20 protein-coding genes and 1 pseudogene are annotated in these 21,169 nt (G+C 54.7%); 10 read left to right on the plus strand and 11 right to left on the minus strand.

Features of this window, described 5'->3' with window-relative positions; all coding sequences use genetic code 11:
* Positions 1 to 92: 92 nt before the first annotated feature.
* From HY913_13245 to HY913_13255, 3 genes are all read left to right on the plus strand, one after another.
* Positions 93 to 1,091 (plus strand): hypothetical protein, encoded by a 999-nt coding sequence (locus HY913_13245; GenBank protein ID MBI4964238.1) that lies wholly within the window; start codon positions 93 to 95, stop codon positions 1,089 to 1,091.
* 252 nt (positions 1,092 to 1,343) lie between these two features.
* Complete coding sequence (locus HY913_13250) at positions 1,344 to 2,207, plus strand: hypothetical protein (protein ID MBI4964239.1); 864 nt, start codon at positions 1,344 to 1,346, stop codon at positions 2,205 to 2,207.
* 571 nt (positions 2,208 to 2,778) lie between these two features.
* The gene (locus HY913_13255) at positions 2,779 to 4,185 is read left to right on the plus strand and encodes an amidophosphoribosyltransferase (protein ID MBI4964240.1); all 1,407 of its coding nucleotides are present in this window, start codon (positions 2,779 to 2,781) and stop codon (positions 4,183 to 4,185) included.
* Between the two features lie 14 nt (positions 4,186 to 4,199).
* On the opposite strand, the gene ispD is transcribed toward HY913_13255, so the two are convergent.
* The 3 genes from ispD to HY913_13270 form a co-directional block, all read right to left on the minus strand.
* A complete protein-coding gene (gene ispD, locus HY913_13260; GenBank protein ID MBI4964241.1) occupies positions 4,200 to 4,886 on the minus strand; it encodes a 2-C-methyl-D-erythritol 4-phosphate cytidylyltransferase in 687 nt (228 codons plus the stop codon).
* An 88-nt stretch (positions 4,887 to 4,974) separates the two neighbouring features.
* The gene (locus HY913_13265; protein ID MBI4964242.1) at positions 4,975 to 6,372 is read right to left on the minus strand and encodes a lytic transglycosylase domain-containing protein; all 1,398 of its coding nucleotides are present in this window, start codon (positions 6,370 to 6,372) and stop codon (positions 4,975 to 4,977) included.
* Entirely contained in the window at positions 6,369 to 7,043 is a 675-nt protein-coding gene (locus HY913_13270) for a tetratricopeptide repeat protein (protein MBI4964243.1), read from the minus strand. The genes HY913_13265 and HY913_13270 overlap by 4 nt, the downstream gene beginning before the upstream one ends.
* A 472-nt stretch (positions 7,044 to 7,515) precedes the next feature.
* On the opposite strand from HY913_13270, the gene HY913_13275 reads away from it, so the two are divergent.
* A complete protein-coding gene (locus HY913_13275; GenBank protein MBI4964244.1) occupies positions 7,516 to 8,481 on the plus strand; it encodes a polyprenyl synthetase family protein in 966 nt (321 codons plus the stop codon).
* Between the two features lie 89 nt (positions 8,482 to 8,570).
* The gene (gene bamD / locus HY913_13280; protein MBI4964245.1) at positions 8,571 to 9,230 is read left to right on the plus strand and encodes an outer membrane protein assembly factor BamD; all 660 of its coding nucleotides are present in this window, start codon (positions 8,571 to 8,573) and stop codon (positions 9,228 to 9,230) included.
* Positions 9,231 to 9,240: 10 nt separating this feature from the next.
* On the opposite strand, the gene HY913_13285 is transcribed toward bamD, so the two are convergent.
* Positions 9,241 to 10,761, minus strand: coding sequence for an NFACT family protein (locus tag HY913_13285; GenBank protein MBI4964246.1), 1,521 nt, complete (start codon positions 10,759 to 10,761; stop codon positions 9,241 to 9,243).
* A 130-nt stretch (positions 10,762 to 10,891) separates the two neighbouring features.
* On the opposite strand from HY913_13285, the gene dcd reads away from it, so the two are divergent.
* Positions 10,892 to 11,404 carry a dCTP deaminase gene (dcd, locus tag HY913_13290; protein MBI4964247.1) on the plus strand — a complete coding sequence of 171 codons (513 nt, stop codon included), beginning with the start codon at positions 10,892 to 10,894 and terminating at the stop codon, positions 11,402 to 11,404.
* Positions 11,405 to 11,412: 8 nt separating this feature from the next.
* On the opposite strand, the gene HY913_13295 is transcribed toward dcd, so the two are convergent.
* Positions 11,413 to 12,558, minus strand: coding sequence for a DUF362 domain-containing protein (locus HY913_13295; protein ID MBI4964248.1), 1,146 nt, complete (start codon positions 12,556 to 12,558; stop codon positions 11,413 to 11,415).
* A gap of 372 nt (positions 12,559 to 12,930) precedes the next feature.
* Here HY913_13295 and HY913_13300 point away from each other — a divergent pair, with 372 nt between their 5' ends.
* Both HY913_13300 and HY913_13305 read left to right on the plus strand, forming a co-directional pair.
* On the plus strand, positions 12,931 to 13,785 hold the full coding sequence (locus tag HY913_13300; GenBank protein ID MBI4964249.1) for a pantoate--beta-alanine ligase: 855 nt from the start codon (positions 12,931 to 12,933) through the stop codon (positions 13,783 to 13,785).
* A 367-nt stretch (positions 13,786 to 14,152) separates the two neighbouring features.
* A complete protein-coding gene (locus tag HY913_13305) occupies positions 14,153 to 14,509 on the plus strand; it encodes an aspartate 1-decarboxylase (GenBank protein MBI4964250.1) in 357 nt (118 codons plus the stop codon).
* Positions 14,510 to 14,726: 217 nt separating this feature from the next.
* Here HY913_13305 and HY913_13310 read toward each other — a convergent pair whose 3' ends face one another.
* The 6 genes and pseudogenes from HY913_13310 to HY913_13335 all read right to left on the minus strand — a co-directional run bounded on the left by HY913_13310 (position 14,727) and on the right by HY913_13335 (position 18,939).
* A complete protein-coding gene (locus tag HY913_13310; GenBank protein ID MBI4964251.1) occupies positions 14,727 to 15,842 on the minus strand; it encodes a (2Fe-2S)-binding protein in 1,116 nt (371 codons plus the stop codon).
* A gap of 134 nt (positions 15,843 to 15,976) precedes the next feature.
* Positions 15,977 to 16,501, minus strand: a pseudogene (locus HY913_13315) (transposase).
* A gap of 120 nt (positions 16,502 to 16,621) precedes the next feature.
* Complete coding sequence (locus HY913_13320; GenBank protein MBI4964252.1) at positions 16,622 to 16,912, minus strand: 4Fe-4S binding protein; 291 nt, start codon at positions 16,910 to 16,912, stop codon at positions 16,622 to 16,624.
* A 118-nt stretch (positions 16,913 to 17,030) separates the two neighbouring features.
* Positions 17,031 to 17,918, minus strand: coding sequence for a benzoyl-CoA reductase, bzd-type, subunit Q (bzdQ, locus tag HY913_13325; GenBank protein MBI4964253.1), 888 nt, complete (start codon positions 17,916 to 17,918; stop codon positions 17,031 to 17,033).
* Between the two features lie 38 nt (positions 17,919 to 17,956).
* Positions 17,957 to 18,733: a CoA activase gene (locus HY913_13330; protein ID MBI4964254.1), complete on the minus strand. Its 777-nt coding sequence runs from the start codon at positions 18,731 to 18,733 to the stop codon at positions 17,957 to 17,959.
* 68 nt (positions 18,734 to 18,801) lie between these two features.
* Complete coding sequence (locus HY913_13335) at positions 18,802 to 18,939, minus strand: hypothetical protein (GenBank protein MBI4964255.1); 138 nt, start codon at positions 18,937 to 18,939, stop codon at positions 18,802 to 18,804.
* A 395-nt stretch (positions 18,940 to 19,334) separates the two neighbouring features.
* Between HY913_13335 and HY913_13340 the strand changes: the two genes are divergently transcribed.
* Together HY913_13340 and HY913_13345 are read left to right on the plus strand one after the other, a co-directional pair.
* Positions 19,335 to 19,871, plus strand: a complete 537-nt coding sequence (locus tag HY913_13340) for a hypothetical protein (GenBank protein ID MBI4964256.1) — start codon at positions 19,335 to 19,337, stop codon at positions 19,869 to 19,871.
* A gap of 6 nt (positions 19,872 to 19,877) precedes the next feature.
* A complete protein-coding gene (locus HY913_13345) occupies positions 19,878 to 20,681 on the plus strand; it encodes a hypothetical protein (protein MBI4964257.1) in 804 nt (267 codons plus the stop codon).
* Positions 20,682 to 21,169 lie beyond the last annotated feature (488 nt).

Consider the following 21,169-nt stretch of genomic DNA (forward strand, 5'->3'; position numbering starts at 1 on the left):
CCGGCTTAACTCAGAGAGGCTTAGGCAAAGACCGTGCGGTCTGACCGACTCCTGTAACGAAAAAGCGCTCTTCTTTAAGGAGGAGGTAAGCGATGCCAACAAACAAACCGCAAAATGGACCGACTCTGGTTCGGATCTTGAACGACGGGTGGCTTTTCGGCAAACTAATTCTCTTGCTGCTTATCCTCGGGGTAAGCGTTACGGTTTTCCTCCATCATTTCTTGCCGGGCATCCTAAGAGGGGTTGCAAGCGCCTCTCGCGGCGGCCTCAAATTCTCTGCCAATTTGAACGGAGTGACCATCGAAACAGCCGGAGGCTTCATAACAAGGGTGATTACCGTTCCGGCTTACAGCATGGAGAACTATACCGACGTGTGGCTGAAAGACGGTGAAGCAGTGGAAATAACCGCCACCGGATTTGTCGAAACAGGGAACTTCACCGATTGGAAGCAAGTGCTGGCCGCGACCAAGGCTGAGGAGATAATTCACAAAAAATATGATTTGCCCAAGGATGAAGCCGCCGAATCGACGCTCAAAATCGCCAAACAGCTTCTTTACCTACAATTGGGAAATAACTACCGATTTGCCTGGAGAAACCCTGATGGAAACTTGGAGTATAACCTGGATAACAAAATGCTCGAATTGGATCCTGCAAATAGGGATATGATCGAAGAAAAGAAAGCTCTACCAAACCATCCGTATGGCTGCCTTCTTGGATATCTGTCTTACAAGGACGGGCGAGATTTCCCTGAGGGACCCCTGGCGCCGGAGAGGGTAATTAAAATCGGGAAAGAGAACAGGCTCGAGTTTTCAAGAAGAGTTGTCACTCATCGGTACGGCGCGGCAAATGTATCTCGGAGTAAGGTTTACTTGTACCTGCTCGTAAACGACTGCATCATCGAAAAATCGCTCCTGGCAACCTTAGCCGACAGATCGGAAAAGCTAGGCCATGAGTACAAATTGCAGGCGTGCTTCTTCGATCCGGCTCTTCCGGACCGCTCATGCGACCCTACCGCCTGGCAGCGAAAAATGCGAGGCTTATGGTACCTTAACAACGCGGGATCCTTTACGGTTGTCATCAACAAGCAATAAGGATCGTTGACACTCAGACCTTTGAGTTACCCAGGAGGACACGGTCTGGTCTTCCACGGTCGGTCTCCGGGACCGGCTTTCCGCGGCAGGCAATTAATATCCATATAACTTCCCAAGGGGTTGCAGACATAAACTCAAGGAATGCCTTGACACAAATCGGCCAGTGCTATAAACTGCACTACAATGTGCTTGAAATGCCTTTATCTATCCTCACTTATCCGGCTCGCCGACTGAGCCAATTGGAGGATCAAAATGATACGAAAAGCGATATTTCTCTGCGCGATGATCTTGGCCCTTCAAGGACCGGCCTTTGGTCAGGGCGTCTTAGATTCACTATTCGGGCCGGGAGGACTCGGCCTCTGGGGAGGTGGCGGCGACCCGCAACAATTTAACACCCAGCAGTTCTACGGGAATCCTCAAGAAGCTCAGCAGCAAATGTACCCGCAAGGGTATCCCGGCCAGCAGCCCGGTGCGCCTCAAGGTTATCCTCAAGCCCCACCGCAGGGCTATCCGCCGCAAGGTTATGGTCAGCAGAGTTATCCTCCACAAGGTTATGGCCAGCAAGGTACACCCGGGTATTATTATCCCGGCCAGCAGGGCACGTATTCCGACTGGCAGAACTATCAGACTCCTCCTGAAGGACCTGCTCCGGCAGGACCTCCCCCGGTAAGGTACAGTGCGCCGCCGGTCCAAACAGCACCGGCTCCGCAGGTTCAAGCTGCACCGCCTCAGGGGCCTCCCGGCGGGGCTCCTTTGCGTCCGGGCCAGTATTCGCCGTACCAACCACCGACCGGGGATGTGGAAGCTCTGCCTTCGGGAGCCGTTCGAGTTACTACCACTACTCCCGATGGAACCACCATTCAGTACTATCCTCCGTCAGGAGAGCCGGTCCAGGGCCAGCCCGGCGTTCGTCCGCAGACTCGACAGACTCAGCAGTCGAGTGCGACGAAGGCAAGACGGGTCAAACCCCGCGAACAGACTGCCTCGCCTGCTGCGCCGGGAGGTGACCCTTCTGTGGCCATGCCGAGGCCGGTGGAAATCCCCCAAGGGCAAGACCCGAGGACAGGTTGGGGACCTGCAGTGAATCGCATGCCAGGGGCAGGCCCAGCCAGGTGATTGGACTCGCCGGCAACTTAGGCCCGGCAGGGAGAAACTGTCTCAAAATGAAACCACAACGCGCCGTCGTATTACGCACCGGGTAGCCCGGACGTTCGGTGGGACAGGCTTCCAGCCTGTCTATTAGAATGACCGGCAAGATGCCGGTCCCACCCGCGGGTCGCGCAGCGACAGGAGGTCTGGTGGCCCAACCAATCCTTGACGCTGCTGTTTTTATCAATCATTCTGTTGCCATATTACAGGTCCAGACCCCTCATGCCTGCGGCACCCGGAGGCCGTAGCCTCCGGGCTACCCAACCTCTGCGGCCGCAGTCCAATTCGTGCCACGATGCTTGTTTGAAATTCGGCTTTGAGACACTTCCGGGCCGCAGGCCCCTACCATAATGTGGTAGCGGCCCCGCGGGAACCGGGCGCCCGCCATGCCTACTCGCATGCAAGGGCATTGGCCTGAGCCATTTCCGATGATCTTTCCGGAATCGCCGGTCCCTTGACTGCTTTAGCAAGCTGCTATATTGTGAAAAGTGGTTAGTCCAATTCCCGCATGAGTTTCTCGGTTTCCCAAGAGGACGTTATGTTTGAATCTCCCTCCAAAAAAGAGGAGTGCGGCATCTTTGGCATTTACGGCGCCGAAGACCCCGCACGCCTGATATACCTCGGACTGTACGCACTTCAGCATCGCGGCCAGGAATCGGCCGGCATAGTGGTCTGTGACGGAAGCAACGTCAAAGCCCACAAAGGCATGGGCCTTGTCGCGGACGTGTTCAAAGAGGGGACACTTCAGGACCTGAAGGGCAATATGGGCATAGGGCATGTACGGTATTCAACAACAGGCAGTTCTATGCTGCGCAATGCTCAGCCTTTTCTGGTGGAGCAGATAGATCGAATCTTCGCTTTGGCCCACAACGGCAATATCGTGAATGTCGAGAAGGTCAGGAAGTACCTGGAGTCGAAGGGGGCCATTTTTCAGACCTCCACGGATTCCGAATTGATAGCGCACCTGGTCCTGCACAAAAAAGGCACCCTGGAAGAAAGGCTGATAAAGGTCTTCGAGGACTTGCGAGGTGCGTGGTCTTTAGTATTCTTGACCCCCGACGGAGTGCTCGCATCGAGAGATCCTCACGGATTTCGACCCCTTTGCATAGGAAAGAAAGGCGACGCCATCATCTTCGCATCCGAGACCTGCGCCCTGGACATCATAGAAGCCGACTATATTCGAGATGTGGAGCCGGGTGAGATTGTCATCGCGGATAGCAACGGCTTGCGGTCCATAAAGGGGCCAAGGAAATCAACCCCCGCGATGTGCATTTTCGAGTACATCTATTTTTCGCGACCCGATTCCATGATTTTCGGGAATGGTGTCTATTCGGTCCGAAAACATTTGGGCCTGCAAGTGGCACTGGAAAGTCCTGTGGAAGGAGCAGACATGGTTGTGCCCATGCCCGCATCCGGCAATTATGCAGCGCTGGGCTTTTCTCAGGGGAGCGGCCTTCCATTGGAGTACGGAGTAATCCGCAACCACTACGTGGGCCGGACGTTCATACAGCCTTCGCCTTCAATACGGGACCTTGGAGTGCGGCTCAAGCTGAATCCGGTGAGGGAGGTGCTCAAGGACAAGAAGGTTGTCGTGGTCGATGACTCCATAGTGAGGGGAACCACCAGCAGACTCCGGACACGGCGTCTGCGTGAGGCCGGCGCAAAGGAAATCCACATGAGGATCAGCTGCCCGCCCATCCGGTACCCTTGCTTTTACGGCATAGACTTCTCCAGCAAAGGTGAATTGATCGCATGCGCTAATACGGTCGAGCAGGTATGTGACTTTATCGGGGCTGATTCCCTGGCTTACCTCAGCTTGGAGGGCATGATGAGAGCCATGCCCCATCCTGCGGAGCACTTTTGCACAGCATGCTTCACCGGGAAGTATCCCGTGAAAATCGCTGACGATTTCACCAAGACCTGCCTGGAACACGGCACCGTGTAGAGCATCAGGCGGGCCTACCTGCCAGCCCTTCGGTTCAGGACCATTTTTGCAAGGTCCAAATCCTCCGGAGTGGTGATCTTCATATTGTCGGGCGAATCTTCAACTATGGTGACAGGATGTCCCAGACGCTCTACTAACGCAGCGTCATCCGTTCCGGAGAAACCGTCTTTCAACGCCTTTTCGTGAGCCTCCAATATCAAGCGAGTTCGAAACGTCTGCGGAGTATGAGCCAACCACAGGTCTGCCCGCGGAATGGTTTCCAGATGCGTGCCTCTTTTTTTCTTTATGGTGTCACGTACAGACACGCATGCCAGGGCCGCTCCAGAGGCCTCAGCCGCCTTGAATGTTTCAGTTATCACTTCCGGTGTTACGAGCGGACGCACTCCATCGTGTATGGCCACCAGGTCGGTGTCATCAAGCCGCAGTAGCCCATTGTACACCGAGGCCTGCCTCGTGGCTCCACCCACTATGATTTCTTTGACTTTTGTCAAGTTGAATGGAGTCAAGATCCTTGATCTGCACGAATCCTCATCCCCCGGCGGAACCGTCACTACAATTAAATCGACCAAGGGATGGTTCTCAAAAGCCAGGAGAGTCCTGGCGAGTATCGGAATACCCCCCAAATCGAGGTATTGCTTTGGGGTACCCCGGCCCATTCTTTTTCCCTCGCCCGCGGCTGTCACAAGGGCTGCATGAGTCATCGAGATTCTTTCCTCAAACGGAATCGCCTTCGCATCCACATGGCGATGTTCATAGCATCGGTGTGTTCCAACGACCTACCTGCCGGAATCAGTTCCTCAGGTATCCATTCGACTTCATGGCCTTCAACGCGGCGCTCTTGGAGCCCTTAGGAATGTGAATTGTGACCACCGAGCCGCCCTCAGCTTTGGTGGCCCTGAAAGATGTCTCCCTCTTGTCCAGAGAAGAGTTCAACTCGCGGACAAACCTAACTGAAGACTCGGTTGCAGTGGCGAGAAGGCTTAGAGGCAGATCTTTGGCCAACCGGACGCCTTTCAGGGTGTCAAAGCTCAGAGGTACGATTTCAGGCACTTCCAATCCGTAGAACCCGCGGTTGCCGTTAATAACTGCAAAAGCAATCCAGCGCGGCACATAGTGCTCGGTCTCCAATGGGAGCTTCATATCCCAATAAAGACGGGTGCCATAAGCAACTATCCTGTGCTGGACCTCGTCCAGGCCCGCATTATACGCGGCTGCCGCTGTGAGCCAGCTACCCCTTTCGCTTCCTTGGCCAAGCCTTGACCTCATCCACTTAAGATATCTGGCCGCTGCTCGCGTGGAAAGAGCCAGGTCCTTTCGTTCGTCAACATGGTGGTCTATCCGTAAAGTCCAGTCGAGATCTTCCTGGGCTGCCAGCGATCTTACGGCAGTGGGTTTAACGAATTGCCACCATCCTTTGGCTAAGGACGGCGACGCCACCGTGCAACTGTACCCTGATTCCAGCGCGGGCAACAGGCAGAACTCCTCCGGGACACCTTCCTCGCTCAGGATGTTGTCGATGACCTGTCCGTACCTATCTTTCCGCTTTAGCCAGATCCCGGTGGAATCTCTCAGATCGTTCAGCAGATAGTCTATCTGATGTTCGATTCTCTGGCGAACGTCCGACCTTTCAAGGGGTATGGGCTCCCCGCAGAAGACGAGGCCGGTCTCGATCACGGCAAGTGGCAAAGAGCCCCTACCCCTTAGCGACGAAACGGAACGCGAGGGACGATGTCTCACGCAGTCGATGAGATGTTTCTCAATTAGTTCGTCTCTCGCCAGGGCTAAGCTGCTCTCTCTTCTGCGAAGATCGGAGAGTTTCTCCACGATTCCCTGAACCGGGTCAGCGACAAAGAAGTCAGACGGCAGATTCATCTGCCACAATATCATTCTTGCCAAAACTCGTTCGCTCAGAGGCCTGTTTCGGCCGGAGAGTGAACTTCGTTGAACTGACTGCGCATCCCGGTTGGTTTGAACGCTCGCATACTCCCTGATAACAGCTTCGTACCTGGGTGGAATTTCATCTTTCCGGGACTCCGCGTACGCGATCTCCGAGGCCAGTTGCTTGTTGATGTAGTACCAGGGCAGGAGAGGTCGTCGGCCTTCGATCTCAGCCCTTAGAGCAGGACCGGCGAACATTACGAAACAGGCCAAGGACAGCAGGATGCAGAGTCCGACCAACCTTTTCATTGGCCTTTGTCCCATTGCTTAAGTGTTTGCGCATCCGATCCCGATGGCCAGGGCCCATTTGTTACTCGTCCCAAAGCCCTGACTTCGAGGCTATCCTTCAGAAGTTCTCTCGCCCTTTGAGCCTCTTTTTGTGCGAGTTTCCGGTCGCCCAAGGCGAGCAGACAGATGACCCTGTGAATTCTTGCTGCCGCATGGTCCGGAAATGTCTCCGCGGTCTTTGCATAGATTTCCAGCGCTTCCTGCAGTTTGCCCTGTTTTTCGAAAGTGTAAGCTTGATAGAACAGCGTGCGAGGGTCTTCGGGGAAAAGCCCGCTGGATAGGCCAAAAATCTCCAGGGCCCTGTGGAAGTCCCGTGCTTCCAAAGCCTCCAAACCGCTATTGATGAGGTCTTCCTTTGCAGGAGTCGCGCCGCCTAGGGGGGTATCCATCATCTTTGATGACAAGAGTTGCTGAAGGTTGCGATTTGCCGCGAGGTTCTCAGGGTCGAATTCCAGTGCCTGCCGATAGGTCTTGGCGGCTTCCTTCCATTTGCCCTGGTCCTCCAGGGCCGCTCCCTTTTGTACCAGCGCCGCGACGTGGTCGGGATAGACCGAAAGGACCCTATCAAACGCCTCCACGGCCCGCTGGTTCTTCCCTTCGATTCTGAACGCTGCGGCTTTTTCGAATTCCACCGCCTCCTCCGCGGCTTCGACATTGTCGGGCGACAGCGGGGACAGAAGAACCAACACGGACCAAAGGCCAATGAATAGGCTATTCTTGGTAAGGATGCTGTGACGACAATTCATCTAGCATATAGGTAGCATAAGATACCGAAAAGCGGAAGATCCTAAAGGGAACTCTCAGTGCAGAGATCACGGAGGGCGCAGACGGTGGGCACGGCATGGGAAATGTCTCCAAACTCATGGGGCAGTTGAAATCGTGGCACGCATGGTCCTCAACTTGAGCTTTGAGAGAGTCTCTATTCCGTATCCCCACGTTTCTACAGGTTTGACGTCCTCCGCAGTGAAATGATGTCCTGTCGCTCTCGCGGCCATTTTAGGCAGATCGCCAGGTCAAGTGCCATGAACGTAATTCACCGGTCTTGCAGGCAAACCTCATAAATGGTAAAGTCACGCGCCAGTGCCGTGGCTTAGGAGGACCACCTTGGACCTGCTCGATTCAATTCAGTCCCTGATGCAGACGCTTGAGCGCGAACTCATCCAGCAATTGCAGAGCCGCGTCCCGGTGGCCTTTGAAATAGGTTCCCACATAATGAACAGCGGCGGCAAGAGAGTGCGGCCGCAGATGGCCATTATTGCAGCTCGAATGGGTGGATACACCGGCGCGGACGCGGTCACGTTGTCCGGAGCCATTGAGTGCATCCACACAGCGACCCTTCTTCACGATGATGTGGTGGACGGGGCCGATACCCGCAGGGGGCGCCCGGCGGCCAATACGCTCTGGGCGAACGAGATGTGCGTGCTTGGAGGCGATTTCATACTGGCCAAAGCCTTTTCCGCCCTCACATCACTGAAGAACATTCGAATTCTTGAAATCGTTTCGCGAACCACGGAAAGACTTAGCGAAGGGGAACTGTTCCAGATGGCGAACATCGGCAATATGGACATCACAGAGGCGGATTATATACAGGTGATTACGGACAAGACCGCGGTGCTCATGGAGGCCGCGTGCAGAGGCGGCGCCATTTTGGGCAGTCTGGAGCCCTCCAAAGAAGAGGCGTTGGCTCAATTCGGGTTCAATCTCGGTATAGCGTTCCAAATGACGGATGATGTGATAGACTACCGTTCAGATAAAGAAACCATGGGCAAAACCCCCGGCAAAGATATCGAAGAAGGAAAACTGACCCTGCCGCTCATTGCTGCTTTGAGAAGCGCTGACGAAGCTGAGAAGGCTCGAATTAGGCAAATGGTTCAGGATGGGAAGCTGTCTGAAGAAGATCTGGAGTGGGTAAGGGATTTATTGAACCGGCGAGGCGGCATAGATTACACGCTAATGAAAAGTCGGGACTACTTGCAAAAGGCAAAGAAATGTTTGGACATCTTCCCTGATTCGGAAGAGAAGGGCGCTTTGATGAGGTTGGCCGACAAGATCCTTCACAGGACCTACTGATTCCATTAGAATGGCCGTGAACATTCACCGCGAGATTTGTCCGGTACTGAAGACCTGCGACATTGCGCTCCAACAGAGGATTTAGCTCGATGAAACACGGATTCCATGTCTTTGTGGTTGTCCTCGCGGCACTGGTGCTGACAGGATGCCCCTCATTGTGGAACACGGAGCTTAGTGACAAGCCGCCAAGCGCTGAAGAGCTTTTCAAGACTGCTGAAAGCCAGTTCGACAGGAAAGAGTACAAACGGGCACTGGAAAGCTACGAAAGGCTGAAATCAGCCTTCCCGGACTTCAAGAACATCCCCAAAGCTTACATGAGAATAGCCGACTGTCTTTTCAACCAGGGCTCTTACGACCACGCTATCTCCCGGTACCTCCAATTCATAGAACTCTACCCGAATCATAAGGAAGCACCCAGGGCAAAATTCCAAGTCGCTCTCGCGTACTTCAACCAGATTAAGAATACGGACCTCGACAGTTCGGTGGTCAGGAGGGCCGCTGATTCGTTCAAGGCCCTTAGCGGCGATCCAAACGCGGGAGAATGGGCCAAGCAGGCCGAAGAAAAACATAGAGAATGCATGCGGAAGCTCGGTGAGAAGGAACTCTACAAAGCCAAGCATTATGTAAAAATGAGCAACTACCGAGCCGCTAGATTGGCGGCCAAAAGAATCCTGGAGGAATATCCCAAGCTCGGCCTGGACGAAGAAGCCAAAGAGCTGGTGGAGAGGCTGAAAGACAAAGATAAATGAGTCTCTATACTCAATCCGGTTCCCCTGAGGCTAACACGGTTTTGTAGTTCTTAACGGTAACTTGTCCTGGTACGCCTCCCGCAGGATGCCCCACGTCCCGAACGTCCGCGACCATGACCTCCACCCTTCCCTTTCCTCGGGCCCTTGAAAATTGCACCGCCAGACCCGCGGCAAATTCCATATCCGTGGCCGACGCGGCTTCCTTGCCTCGCTGAATCAACAGCACATGGGCGCCGGGCCGATCTTTTACATGGAACCAAAGATCACCTTTCTTCGCCCGTTTTCTCACCAGGTATTCGTTTCCCGCGGCGCTTTTCCCCACGAAAACGTCCTTCCCCGACGCGGTCTTGAACTCACGGAACAGATCGGTCCGGGGCTTGCGACCGGCCTTTCTCTCCAAATCGGGCCGAGATTGCCGCGGCGGTTCCCCTGAAGACACATCGGCTGCAAGCTCGTTCAGTTCGGTAACGTTCTTGGCTGATTCTATGAAAAACAGTTGGTCTTGGGCGGCCTCCTTTTCTTCCAAGGTCTGTTTGAGCCGCTCCAAGATCTTTTCCATCCCGCGTTTCCCCTTGGCGGACTTCCTGAATATACGTTCCATGTTGGCTACCCGGTCAAGTGCCGGGTCCAGTTCAATGGTTCGGTCCTGGCCGGTGGTCCAGTCTTGAACGACAATACGATCCATGCCCTTGCTGATGCGCCTCAGATTGGCCTTCAGGAGTTCCCCTTCCTCTCCACGCGCAATGAATGCCTCGGCCCTATCGTTATCCTCTCGGATTTTCGCCAGACGCTTGTCCAATGAGCGCAGCCGTGCCTTGAGTGGGGCGGCTAATGCTCTTCTCATGCCTTCCAAGAGATCTGACCCCAGCTTCACGCTGAAAAACGCGTCCACCGCTTCGTTCATCGAGGGAAAGGTCTGGTCGTCGATGTGGGCCGTCGCTGTCAGGACTTTCCTCCCATCGGGCGACCCTGCGATCCCCGGCGCGGGCCCGTCTTGGTGGGTTGAAACGGCTGCGGAAGTCTCCGACCGCGCGTGCTTTGGTGGCGGCAAGTAATCACATCCCGGCAGTACGACTCTGCTCCCTGTCTCTTTCTCAGGAATACGGTGGAGGCAGTCCATGATCCGGTTGGACTGGAGATCTACCAGAATGATGTTGGAATCGCGACCGAGCAGCTCCAGAATAAGGCGTCTCTCCACCCTGGCCCCTTCAGGCCCGCGAATGGCCTCGATACTGACTACGCGGTCATCGTGGGCAGCTTCGACCTTCAGAATCCTCGATCCTTGAAAATGCGCCCTCAAGAAAGCACAGAACCTTGGGGGAGACGGCGGGTTGGGAATTCGCAGTCCCGTGAGGTGGATGCGGCCTAGTTTGGGGTCCGCGCTCACAACAAGCTTCTTTTCACCGCCTTTCGGCAGCCGTACGCGCAAAACGATCTCTCTGGGCAAAGGCTGATGTATCTTGTTGATAAATCCGCCTCGCAGCAAATCGTCAAGCTCCAGCGCTACCCTTTGAAGGACCGACAAATCCATGCAATCCTCGTTTGTGTTTTCCCACAAAGCTTCCGGCGGTTCACTGAGTAATTATACATCATGGCGAAGCCGGCAGCGGTGAGTTATAGTTGAAAACAAACCCAACGTCGGCTGTCACGGAGGTGGGGATATGAGCGTGCTCACCAGGGATGCGCTGCTTCAGGCCATACGAGAGGGGCGGATTCAGATAGAGCCTTTTTCCGAAGATATGGTCGGCCCGGGTTCGGTGGACCTGAACCTGAGCCATGAATTCCGGATATTCAAGAAGCTCCGCCACGGCGTCGTAGTGGACGACACTATGGATCTCGGGAAGATCACTCGGCTTGTCCGCCGCGAAAAATCCCTGACCCTTCTGCCGGGTGAAACCATACTTGGAATTACCAGAGAGAGGATCAAGCTCGCGCCCAATATCTGCGGATGGATACAAGGCCGGTCACGCTTTGCGCGAATCGGGCTCTTGGTCCACATGACTGCCAGCTTTATTCAGCCGGGTATAAACAATCGGCAGGTGCTGGAGATCAGCAATATGGCCCCTTTTCCCCTCATACTCAAGCCCAACACCCGAATATGCCAGGTAGTATTTCAGGCTACCGTCGGCGAAGCGGTCTACGACGGAAAACATCGCGACCAGAATGCCCTTTGACGATCGGTTCAGCGACTAATAACAGAGAAGACCTTGCCGAGAAGCGGTTGCACAATTTGCACCGCGTCGTTCGCGCAAAGCTCGTGGCAGCAGAAACAAGATATACACTTGCGCCGGTCGATTTTCATGACCCCGTCGATCTCTCGGATTGCCTGAGGCGGACAATGCTTGACGCAAACACCGCAATTGAGGCATTCTCCGCGATCTATGGCAGGCTTGGTAATTATATGGTTCTCCATGAATCTGCGGATCGGGTTCCAATAAGAAAGGTTCCATGCCATTGTGAGGGACTTGGGGACCTTGAAATCCTTTAACGGAAATCCGTCCAATTCGTCTCCGACCAGTTCGATCCCGTTCTCGTCCGCGATTCCCACGCCCAAACGTTCTCCGATGAGGTTGGTCCGTACAGCCTCGGTGGGGAAGCCTACAAGCCGAGTAACCACCGCATCCAGAGCCACTGCATCGGTCGAGGCGCCGATGATTCCAACCGGACGAGGTGTGCCGCTGTTGGGACCGTTTCCCTCCATCGCCAGTATCCCGTCAACAAGAGACAAGCAAGGACGGACCTTCTCAAAGATTTGAACGAGGACCGTGGCAAAGCTGTCGTAGTCCTTGCCCGCGCGAAGATGCCAGGATGCCTTGTCCGTGCCGATGACCGTTCCGAAAAGGTTCTTGACCGCCAGGGTAAGCACCATTTGGGTGTGGGTCTTCAACTTTGGCAGATTGATGACGCTGTCGAACTCAAAGACCTCCCGGGCAAGGTCTATCCTACGGAAGAGCCGCGCTTCAGGAAATTCCATCGGAACCTTTTCGCCAAACGGTACCGCGCGGATGGACATATTCTTCATGAAATCCGTGTATCCGGATTTGGACAAGATCCTGGCGAGGTTCCCCAGAGGAGGGCTGTCCCCTATGTAGGGTTTGCCGCCGCAATCCAGCACCATCGATGCGACGACTTCGACAACGCCGGGATGCGTCACCGCGGCCTTGGACGGGACCGCGGACTTCAGCAGATTCGGCTTGAGCAGCACCTGGTCGCCTGATTTTACTAAGGCCCCGAGGCCTCCAATGTCATTGAGGACTTTCTCGATGCTCTCTCGCAAGAGCCGAGGATCATAGTCGGCACATTTCCGTATTGAGACTAAAGACTTCATGGAGGTTTTTTAGCATGTATGCCGACGAGGGTAAAGGTGAGGTCACATGGCAGACTTGCCGCGGACAGGGCGGGCATCCCTAACAGCAAAGTCCCCGAGTCGCGGGGCAGTCCCGCGAGTCGCGGGACTGCCCCACGGGCCAATTCACGGCTGAAAGACCGCGGCTCACAAATAAAGCATTTTTAGTCTTGACCAAAAACATCTTTACGCTATAGTAAGTGGATAGGATCTGGAGTCCCCCGTTGGACCCGGAACCCTCTCTGTTAGGTGGCTTCATATACCGCCTGGATCCATTGGACCGGGACGGAAGGACGATACTCAAGGATTCAACGCGCCTTCCCGCCGGAAGGCGTTTTTTATTGGCACATGCCCATGCAGACACTGAGATCAGTCGCTCAGATGAAAGAATGGTCCAGGCTTCACCTTTCCAAAGGTGAAACCATAGGAATTGTCCCTACCATGGGCTACCTCCACGAGGGCCACATGAGTCTGGTCCATCGAGCCCGCTCTGAAAACCACGCGGTCGTGGCAAGTATTTTCGTCAATCCTACCCAGTTTGGACCGCGTGAAGATCTCTCGACTTACCCCCGAGACCCCGAGTCGGATTCCGCGAAATGCCGGGAAGCCGGCGTCGATGCCTTGTTCATGCCGGAAGTCGAAGACATCTACCCCCCGGATTTCCAAACCTATGTGGATGTGGAAAAGGTTTCCGCGCCTCTATGTGGTGCGTCGAGGCCCGGGCATTTCAGAGGTGTTGCCACAGTTGTGTTGAAACTGTTCAACATTGTCGCTCCAACCGCCGCGTATTTCGGGGCAAAAGACTACCAGCAACTTCAAGTCATCAAGACTATGTCGAAAGATCTGAATCTGGACGTTGAGGTGGTTGCATGCCCGACCGTTCGTGAGCCCGACGGCCTGGCCATGAGTTCCCGCAACGCATACCTCACGCCGCATCAGCGCAGACAGGCCGTGTGTCTGTACCAGGCGTTGCAAGAGGCCCAGGGCCTATTCAACAAAGGTGAGACAAGCGCTGAAAGGTACATCGAAGTGATGTCCGCGAGAATACGAAAGGAACCTGACGCGGCGGTGGACTATATAAGCCTGACTGACCCGGACAGGCTTCAGGAGCTGCAAGTGGTCAATGGGCCGGTTTTGGCTGCACTCGCGGTTCGAGTTGGTAAGACGAGGCTCATAGACAATATGGTCCTTGGGAGAGGCGAAGCTTGAACAATGACCGGGGAAGGCGTTTTTGCAAAAACGCCCTCCTCGGACCCCTCCCCAAAAACTCCCATATCTTGCCGTCTTTCCCGTCTGCGACGGCAAGGTGCTCAGTGTCTTGAAGCGGATTCTGCTGACGGTGCTTGAACGGTTAATGCGAGTGTACTCTCAAAAAGCCGAACCTACAGGAGAAACAAGAAGGTTTTCACCGCATTCCTTATCACGAAATTTCATATATATCTGCTCCTTGAGCTTCCGCATAAAGGAAGCTCAAGGAGCAGATATATAGAAGTTTTTGGAGAGGGGTGCGGGGAGACCCTTTTTACAAAAAGGGGCTCCCCGCTATTCCCTCCTTATCCCCTGCTGGAGGCAGGACATGCAACGGACGATGCTTAAGTCGAAGATTCACCGCGCAAGAGTAACCGGCGCCTGCGTCGATTACGAAGGCAGCATAAGCATAGACTCGCGCCTACTTGAGGCCGCGGACCTCCTGGAATACGAACAGGTGCACATCTACAACGTATCCAATGGCGAACGGTTTACCACCTACGTTATAAACGGCGAGCCGGATTCCGGGGTGATCTGCCTGAATGGAGCCGCGGCAAGGAAGGTCTCCGTGGGTGACCTGGTCATCATCTGTTCGTACGTGGCCATGGAAGACTCGGAATGTAAGGGACACCACTCGCGCAACATATTTGTGGACCAGAACAACCGCATTACAAAAAAGGGCTGAAAGACACCTCCTGGTTCTGAAGGTCGCTCTTTCCGTCATTCCTGCGGAAGCAGGAATCCAGTGTGTTTGGTCCGATGTTCCACCTGGGACTCCTGGACCCCGGCTTTCGCCGGGGTGACGTCTTGGGCCACTGGGTTGAGACCAAAACTTCGAGGAATCTACCGGCTGAGCCAATTCACCATGGCCACATGCGCCGCACTTGGGTCTCTAAGTAGGGCTAAAAAAGCTCGTCTTCGTCTTCGCCTCCGGAGGGCATTTCGCCGTATTTCTGAAGATGTTGCTGGAGCAACTCGCTCTCACGCTTGGAAAACATCTTGTCTTCTTCGTAATCGAAATGTTTCGCGCTTTGGCACGCTTCCAGATACTCCAAGAGAAGTTCCCGCATATTCGCGGTTCCTTTGATCACGATGGGCTTCTTTTCTTCGTCCATCAGTCGGAAAGCTCCCTCTGCCGCCGGAACCTTGAGCACGTTTTCTTCAATGAATGCTGACAAATGTTCGGGAGGAGCCATGACTCGTCGCATGGCGGGCATCAGGTCACGACCGGCGCTTTTCAGCTTCTTGTCTATGATCGCGCCGGTAGGACAAACTTCCATGCACGCCGTGCAAAATATGCATCCGGAGTCCTTCAGACTCGGCGCAACCGATCCCACCGTAACTTTTCCGTCTTTGTCGAACACGAAACCTATAGCCTCTATGCCCATCAGGTCGCGGCACGCCCGAACGCATCGCGTGCAAGATATGCACAGATTGTAGTCCCGCGTCAGCAAAGGGTCCGCGTCGAGCACAGGAATATCGGCCGGTACCCATCTGATCGTGGAAGGACTGATCCCGACGTATTCAGCCACCTTCTGAAATTCGCAGTTTCCGAACTGCGGGCAGCAGCGTTCATTCTCAGGAACATTTGACGAACACTGGGTCCGGGGACAACCTTCGCGCTGGGCGCACGTCAGGCATGAATGGGGATGGCCGGCCATTATAGAGGCAAGTTGCTCCTGTCTTCTCGCTCTAACGGCTTCGGACTCGGTGGCGATCCGCATCCCTTCAGAGACCTGGGTAAGGCAAGAGGGGACCAACTCACGGGTGTCTATCCTTTCGACCACGCAAAGACCGCACCCGGATTCGATCCCGTCAGCAGGGGCATAAGCACTATGGTTTTCTATCCTGGTCTCACCTCGATAAACGGCCTCGACCGGCTGGCCGCCTTTGTGGGGCGGAAGATCGGGATGATAGCAAAGGGTAGGAATGTAGATATCAGCCCTGATAGCAGCCTCAAGAATAGTGTCACCCGGTTCGACCGTAACCCGATTGCCGTTTATGGTGATGGTGGACATAGATAGAGACCCCTGAAAAGGTTTCTTTGAATGCAGATCAATTTCCTGCGGGATACCGCAACAGATTTGCGGCCAACGGGCCGTTCGATAATTGACGACAGCCAGAGATCGAATTCGTCAGTTCCCGTGCGGGATGGGTTTTCGCGATCGTTAGACCAATGCGATGGGTTGGTTACTATGTATTCGCGAATACGATCGAGGGATCGATCATCGCGAATGACATGTTCGTAATAGTTGCGCTGCCAAACCGGTAGCCCTGGGGTATGCCGTAAACGGTTAATGGTCCTAGTGGTAGCGGATTTGAAAGACCGAACGATGGTTCCCAGAGAGGACGGTACGGACCCGCCGAATCGAGAAACCGTAGGGGCACGGCGTGCCGTGCCCTCTGCGACGGCACCGGAGATTATAAGAATTCCGTGGAAATGATTCGGCATGACAATATATTCGTCCAGCTCAACATTGAATCTAATGGTCTCTGTCTTCAGCCATTCCGCCTCGACTTGATGACCTAGTTCGTTCAGTCGCATTTCTTCGTGGCGGATCTCGCCGAATAGGCTCACTCTCCCGTAAGAGCACACAGTTACGAAATAGGTTCCGGCCTCCGTGTAATCGAAGTCTTTGAGCCGAATTGAACGCCGAGCGGGTGGAATAGGAGGCACGCGCGTCACCTTTGTGAACAGGAGATGGGCACGGCACGCCGTGCCCCTACAGCGTCTCATCCTCGCGGCCGGAACCGCACACGGGCCTGTCCGAACCGCATGATTCGTGTGGAATCCTGCTTACCACGAATGCGATATGGCTCCTGCTTTGCACGCCTGTACGCACGGGAGCGGCGGCCTGTCGGACGGCGGTTTGCACGGACCGCACTCGTATTTCAGCTTTTTCCTTTTGTCGGGCACGATCATAGCCACGGGCTCTTCGTTCGTGGGATCGTTGGGGTCTTCGTCCACGACCTGGAAGGCATGCGCAGGGCAGGCCGTCACACAGTCGCCGCACCCGTTGCACTTGTCCGTATCGATGGTTATGAAGTAATTGCCAGAACCGTCACTATATCCGTAGTTTGCTAACATGCTGTCATCCTATTCCATAGAGCCATACCGATGAATTTTTTCATTGTCCGCTCCGAGGACCGGATCAGGGGACCCAGCCGCCAACGAGTGTCCCCCGCTAAAACTCGCCCAGGAAACCCTACTTGCGCCTGCCCTTCCCTTTCTTGCACAGGGCGTGACCGAACAGGGCCGCACCGGCCGCACCGGCCAACTGGGTATCCCACTTGGCTTTCATCGGCTCCAGACCTATCTTCTTTTTGAGCCTGTCAATCACGCCACGGTTCTTGGCCATCCCGCCGGTTATGGCGAACTCGGGCTCCACACCTACCCGTTCCAGGAGGGAATAAATCCTGTCCGCCATTGCAGAACAATAAGCTGCAAGGACTTCGTTGGTGCTCAGCCCTTTTCGCAACAAGCCCGTGGCCTCAGACTTCGCGTAAACGACGCAGGTGCTGGAAACCGCAGTGGGCTCCTTATCAATCTGAAACGACCTCTCCCCCACGTCACCGATGGGGACTGAAAGCAGATCGGCAAACACCTCCATGCCTCGGCCCGTTCCTGCCGCGCATTTGTCATTCATGAGAAAGTTCGTCACTTTACCTTTGTCGTCGCAGCGGATGGCCTTAATGTCCTGGCCGCCGACGTCAAGCACGGTCCTCACTTGCGGGCCGTAGATGAAGTTTGCTCCACGCGCGTGGCACGCAATCTCCGTGACCGTACGGTCGGCCATAGGCACATTTACTCGGCCGTAACCTGTCCCGATGCAGTAATGTATCTTGTCTTCGGCGAGGTCCGTCTTTTCCAAAGCGAACGCAAACGCGTTGCGCGCACTGTTGGGGCTGTCCGAACCTGTTCTCATGTTGCCGTAGGCGTAGAACTGGCCGTCAACCATTATCACAGCCTGCGAGCTTACTGATCCCACATCAATACCCAAGGTCACGAATTCTCCGTCCTGCCATTTAATGTCAGGGTTTACCCAGTTGGTCTCTTCCCACCTCCAGAATTCCCTTTTGTTCTCCTCAGCCACCTGTATATCCTCCGATTCCGCTTTTCGATTGATTGAGTCTAATTGCCGTCCGCGCCCGCAACAACGGCTGCGCCTACAGCGGCAGCGAACTCCGGCTTGTCCGGAATGTGTATTTTGTCCACCCCCAACTCTCTCTGAAGCGCTGTCACAAAACCGGGATTGTATGCCACTCCGCCGATCATCACTATGTCCGGATTGACCCCAACGCGCCTAATCATCGACACTATTCTGCCGGCCATGGCATCATGGATTGCTTTGCTGATGTCCTTCTTCTCAGTCTTCGCGTGGATCAGGCCCACGACCTCGGATTCGGCGAAGATCGTGCACTGGGCATTCATGGGGATAGGGTTGTTTGAGGATAGTGCCAAAAGGCCCATCTGTTCCAGCGGGGTCTCCAGGGCCCGGCCCATGGCCTCAATAAATGCGCCCGCGCCCGCTGCGCACTTCTCGTTGATCGCGAAGTCCTCTGCACGGCCGTTCTCGTCGCACTTGGCGGCACGGGCTTCCTCAGCTCCCACGTCCGCCACGGTCCTTGCATTGGGGAAAAAGTAATGAGCTGCCGCAGTCATTGCCCTGATATCGTTTACCTTTACATCAGCCTCAGCGATGGCTTTGGCCCCTGATCCGGTCCCACCAATGTGGCCCAGATCGGACCTGGAAACCCCCGCGTCCTTCAGGGCCAATTCCAACGATTCCTTTACTGCCTGGGCCTGATCAAAGCCGGTCACCACGATGCCTCTGCCGATTATCCGGCCGTTTTTGATGATAACTGTCTTCGTGTTCTTGGCACCACAGTCAATCCCTGCAGTGATCATGTATGAAACCTCCCTCCAATTTGAAGGGCCGACCTCATTGCCGGCCCTTTTGAATCGCAAGTCACCTGTTATTTTCTTTTCAGTCCGAGGCTCTCCGGGATGATGTCGAGCCTATTCGCGTCGAACTCGCGTTCATCGCCCATGTTTCCTTCGTGCGGCATCACCTTGAGTCTCCATTCTAACAGACCGAGGCTATTTTCTGCCATGCCGGCGCTCAGATCTTCGCAACTTCGGTGGGCATGCCGGATAATGCCGCCCGGTTTCCAGAAGAAGCCTGCCATCCTCTTGCCGGTTCCGGCGGGTGGCCCGGACGCCACTGCGTCCGGGCCACCCAGCGGTGTAGTTCCTGGCTATTTTGCAGTTTGCCGCGATCCTTGCGTTACGCTTGAAACAAAAATCCCAGCCACATAACTGAAAGATACAGTTCACCCACGTGCGGCCTTGAAACATTTCGGAGGCCGGGTTATAGTCGGGGGTCGAAATTGACCTTCCTGAAACGGCCACGCATATTATGACCACACGGGCCGTGCTCATGATACAATTAATTTTCCCGGCGCGGGCTTCCGCTGCCAGCAATTGGAATCCCGGATGGAGGATCGCCATGCCTGAGGACGACGAAATCCTTGTCAGCCCTGAATTGAGCCAAGACTTCAGTTTGTTTGAAGAATTCTGCGAAGAGAATGCCGGGCAGGAATTGGCGTACCTGGAGGTTGTCCAGCGCAACCCCCTGGAGATGGACGCTATCACCCTCGCGTTTTGTCTGAGGCATTTGATCCGCCTGTCCCGCGGCCTGATGGATGTGCTTTCGAAAACCCTGGATGGTGACTCAACTCCCGATCTGTCTACCATCCTGGCCCTAAAAGGTATAGAGCTTGACAAGACCAGGGCAGCGGGCCTCAGGGAAGTGATATTCGCGTTCCGCGACAGTGCTGATGAGGATATCAGGCTGAATTTCACCAAGGCGCTCCAGATCCTCACTATCAGTCGCGAGCGACGGAGAGTCGCCCTTAACCTGGGGGAATCCTACAGGCCGCCGGAAGAGGGATGGACGGAAGAAGACTTCGGCGGCGACGATTCGCTCCTGGAAACCGTACGAGCCGTGGAAGATCCGCAGTGGAAAGAGACGGAGGAAGTCTGACAACCAATGGCAAATGATACTCATCTGGTTCCGGTCTCCGAAAGGGGCAAGAAGGTTCTTGATCTCGTAAAGGTGGACAATCGCGCCGCGTCACAACTCATGGCATCGTTGCCTCTTGAGGAACAGGCGTCGCTGGTGAGCCATCAAGCGCTTCGCGATCCTAAGTCCGCGCAAGAACTGCTCTTTCTTCTAAAGGATGAGACCGCTCAAGAGGTTGTTGACAAGTTAGGTGACAGGTCCCTTTTCCGAATTATGAAGTCTCAAAGTTCGACTCATATAGGGGTGCTGTGCCTGGTGGATCCTCAAAGGGTCCAATCCATCCTGGACCTTGATCCGGAGTTGTTTTCCACCAAAGGGGTAACTGATCCACAGGCCGCTTACCACTGGCTGGTGAGTTTCCTTGAAGAAGATGACGAGGTGTTTTCCAAGCTCTTGCAGACAATAGACATCAAAGTTGTGGCATCCACCTTTCAGGATAAAATACTACGGTCGTGGTCCAGGTCGGCTCAGGAGGCTAACCCGGAGGAAGAGACCAGCGCTTTTCCTGCCGACTTCATGGTCAAGCTGGATAGAGGGGAACTGAAGCCTGACGATCTGGATGTGTCCGATGAGGAAGCCCTGGACATTCTTACAAGAATATATGTCACCAACGAGGCATACTTCAACGAGTTGGTTTCTCTCATGATAAGAGAGGACGACATTAAGGTGAGGACCGCGGAAGAAGCCTTCGAGCGAATTCAGGAGCAGGTGGGCGATATGACCGCAGTTACGGAGGAAGCCGAAGAGATGTTTATTCCACTCGAAGAGTAGTACAGCGGTTCTGGATTCTGGAAATATTCAGAGGACAGGCCCATTCCGCAAGAGGTTCCCCCTGGCCTAAGCCGCCTAATCCAATCATATCGACCTCGAAAATTACTTCCCAAGCAAATAGGGGCCGTTAGTGCTGTGAGCAACGAGGATATTGGCGGGAACACCCGGCCCTACCTTCAGATGACGCGTGTCCCGTAGGGCGGGCTGTGCCCCATATGCGCTAGCTTTAGTGCCTAACCTTTTTCGTCCCAGAGGGACGAGACGAAAGTAGCCCGGCGATTCATCGCCGGGAAAGCGGTCAAAAAGACCCGTAGTCCCAGAGGGACGGCCGAAGAAGTTATTGAGGAAGCTTACCGATCGGTCGTCCCTACCGGGACTAAAGATTTTTTTGATTTGCGCCTGAGCCGGCGATAAATCGCCGGCCTACTCTCAGGTGTTCCTCCGGAACACTGGGGAGGACGACCTTTAAGTTAACGCCTATGGGGCTG

The sequence above is a fragment of the Desulfomonile tiedjei genome (assembly GCA_016212925.1).
Lineage (GTDB): Bacteria > Desulfobacterota > Desulfomonilia > Desulfomonilales > Desulfomonilaceae > JACRDF01.

Coding starts and splice junctions, on each gene's coding strand:
- HY913_13245 (MBI4964238.1), top strand. CDS start 93: ATGCCAACAAACAAACCGCAAAATGGACCGACTCTGGTTCGGATCTTG.
- HY913_13250 (MBI4964239.1), top strand. CDS start 1,344: ATGATACGAAAAGCGATATTTCTCTGCGCGATGATCTTGGCCCTTCAA.
- HY913_13255 (MBI4964240.1), top strand. CDS start 2,779: ATGTTTGAATCTCCCTCCAAAAAAGAGGAGTGCGGCATCTTTGGCATT.
- ispD (MBI4964241.1), bottom strand. CDS start 4,886: ATGACTCATGCAGCCCTTGTGACAGCCGCGGGCGAGGGAAAAAGAATG.
- HY913_13265 (MBI4964242.1), bottom strand. CDS start 6,372: ATGAAAAGGTTGGTCGGACTCTGCATCCTGCTGTCCTTGGCCTGTTTC.
- bamD (MBI4964245.1), top strand. CDS start 8,571: ATGAAACACGGATTCCATGTCTTTGTGGTTGTCCTCGCGGCACTGGTG.
- HY913_13285 (MBI4964246.1), bottom strand. CDS start 10,761: ATGGATTTGTCGGTCCTTCAAAGGGTAGCGCTGGAGCTTGACGATTTG.
- dcd (MBI4964247.1), top strand. CDS start 10,892: ATGAGCGTGCTCACCAGGGATGCGCTGCTTCAGGCCATACGAGAGGGG.
- HY913_13295 (MBI4964248.1), bottom strand. CDS start 12,558: ATGAAGTCTTTAGTCTCAATACGGAAATGTGCCGACTATGATCCTCGG.
- HY913_13300 (MBI4964249.1), top strand. CDS start 12,931: ATGCAGACACTGAGATCAGTCGCTCAGATGAAAGAATGGTCCAGGCTT.
- HY913_13305 (MBI4964250.1), top strand. CDS start 14,153: ATGCAACGGACGATGCTTAAGTCGAAGATTCACCGCGCAAGAGTAACC.
- HY913_13310 (MBI4964251.1), bottom strand. CDS start 15,842: ATGTCCACCATCACCATAAACGGCAATCGGGTTACGGTCGAACCGGGT.
- HY913_13320 (MBI4964252.1), bottom strand. CDS start 16,912: ATGTTAGCAAACTACGGATATAGTGACGGTTCTGGCAATTACTTCATA.
- HY913_13330 (MBI4964254.1), bottom strand. CDS start 18,733: ATGATCACTGCAGGGATTGACTGTGGTGCCAAGAACACGAAGACAGTT.
- HY913_13335 (MBI4964255.1), bottom strand. CDS start 18,939: ATGGCAGAAAATAGCCTCGGTCTGTTAGAATGGAGACTCAAGGTGATG.
- HY913_13340 (MBI4964256.1), top strand. CDS start 19,335: ATGCCTGAGGACGACGAAATCCTTGTCAGCCCTGAATTGAGCCAAGAC.
- HY913_13345 (MBI4964257.1), top strand. CDS start 19,878: ATGGCAAATGATACTCATCTGGTTCCGGTCTCCGAAAGGGGCAAGAAG.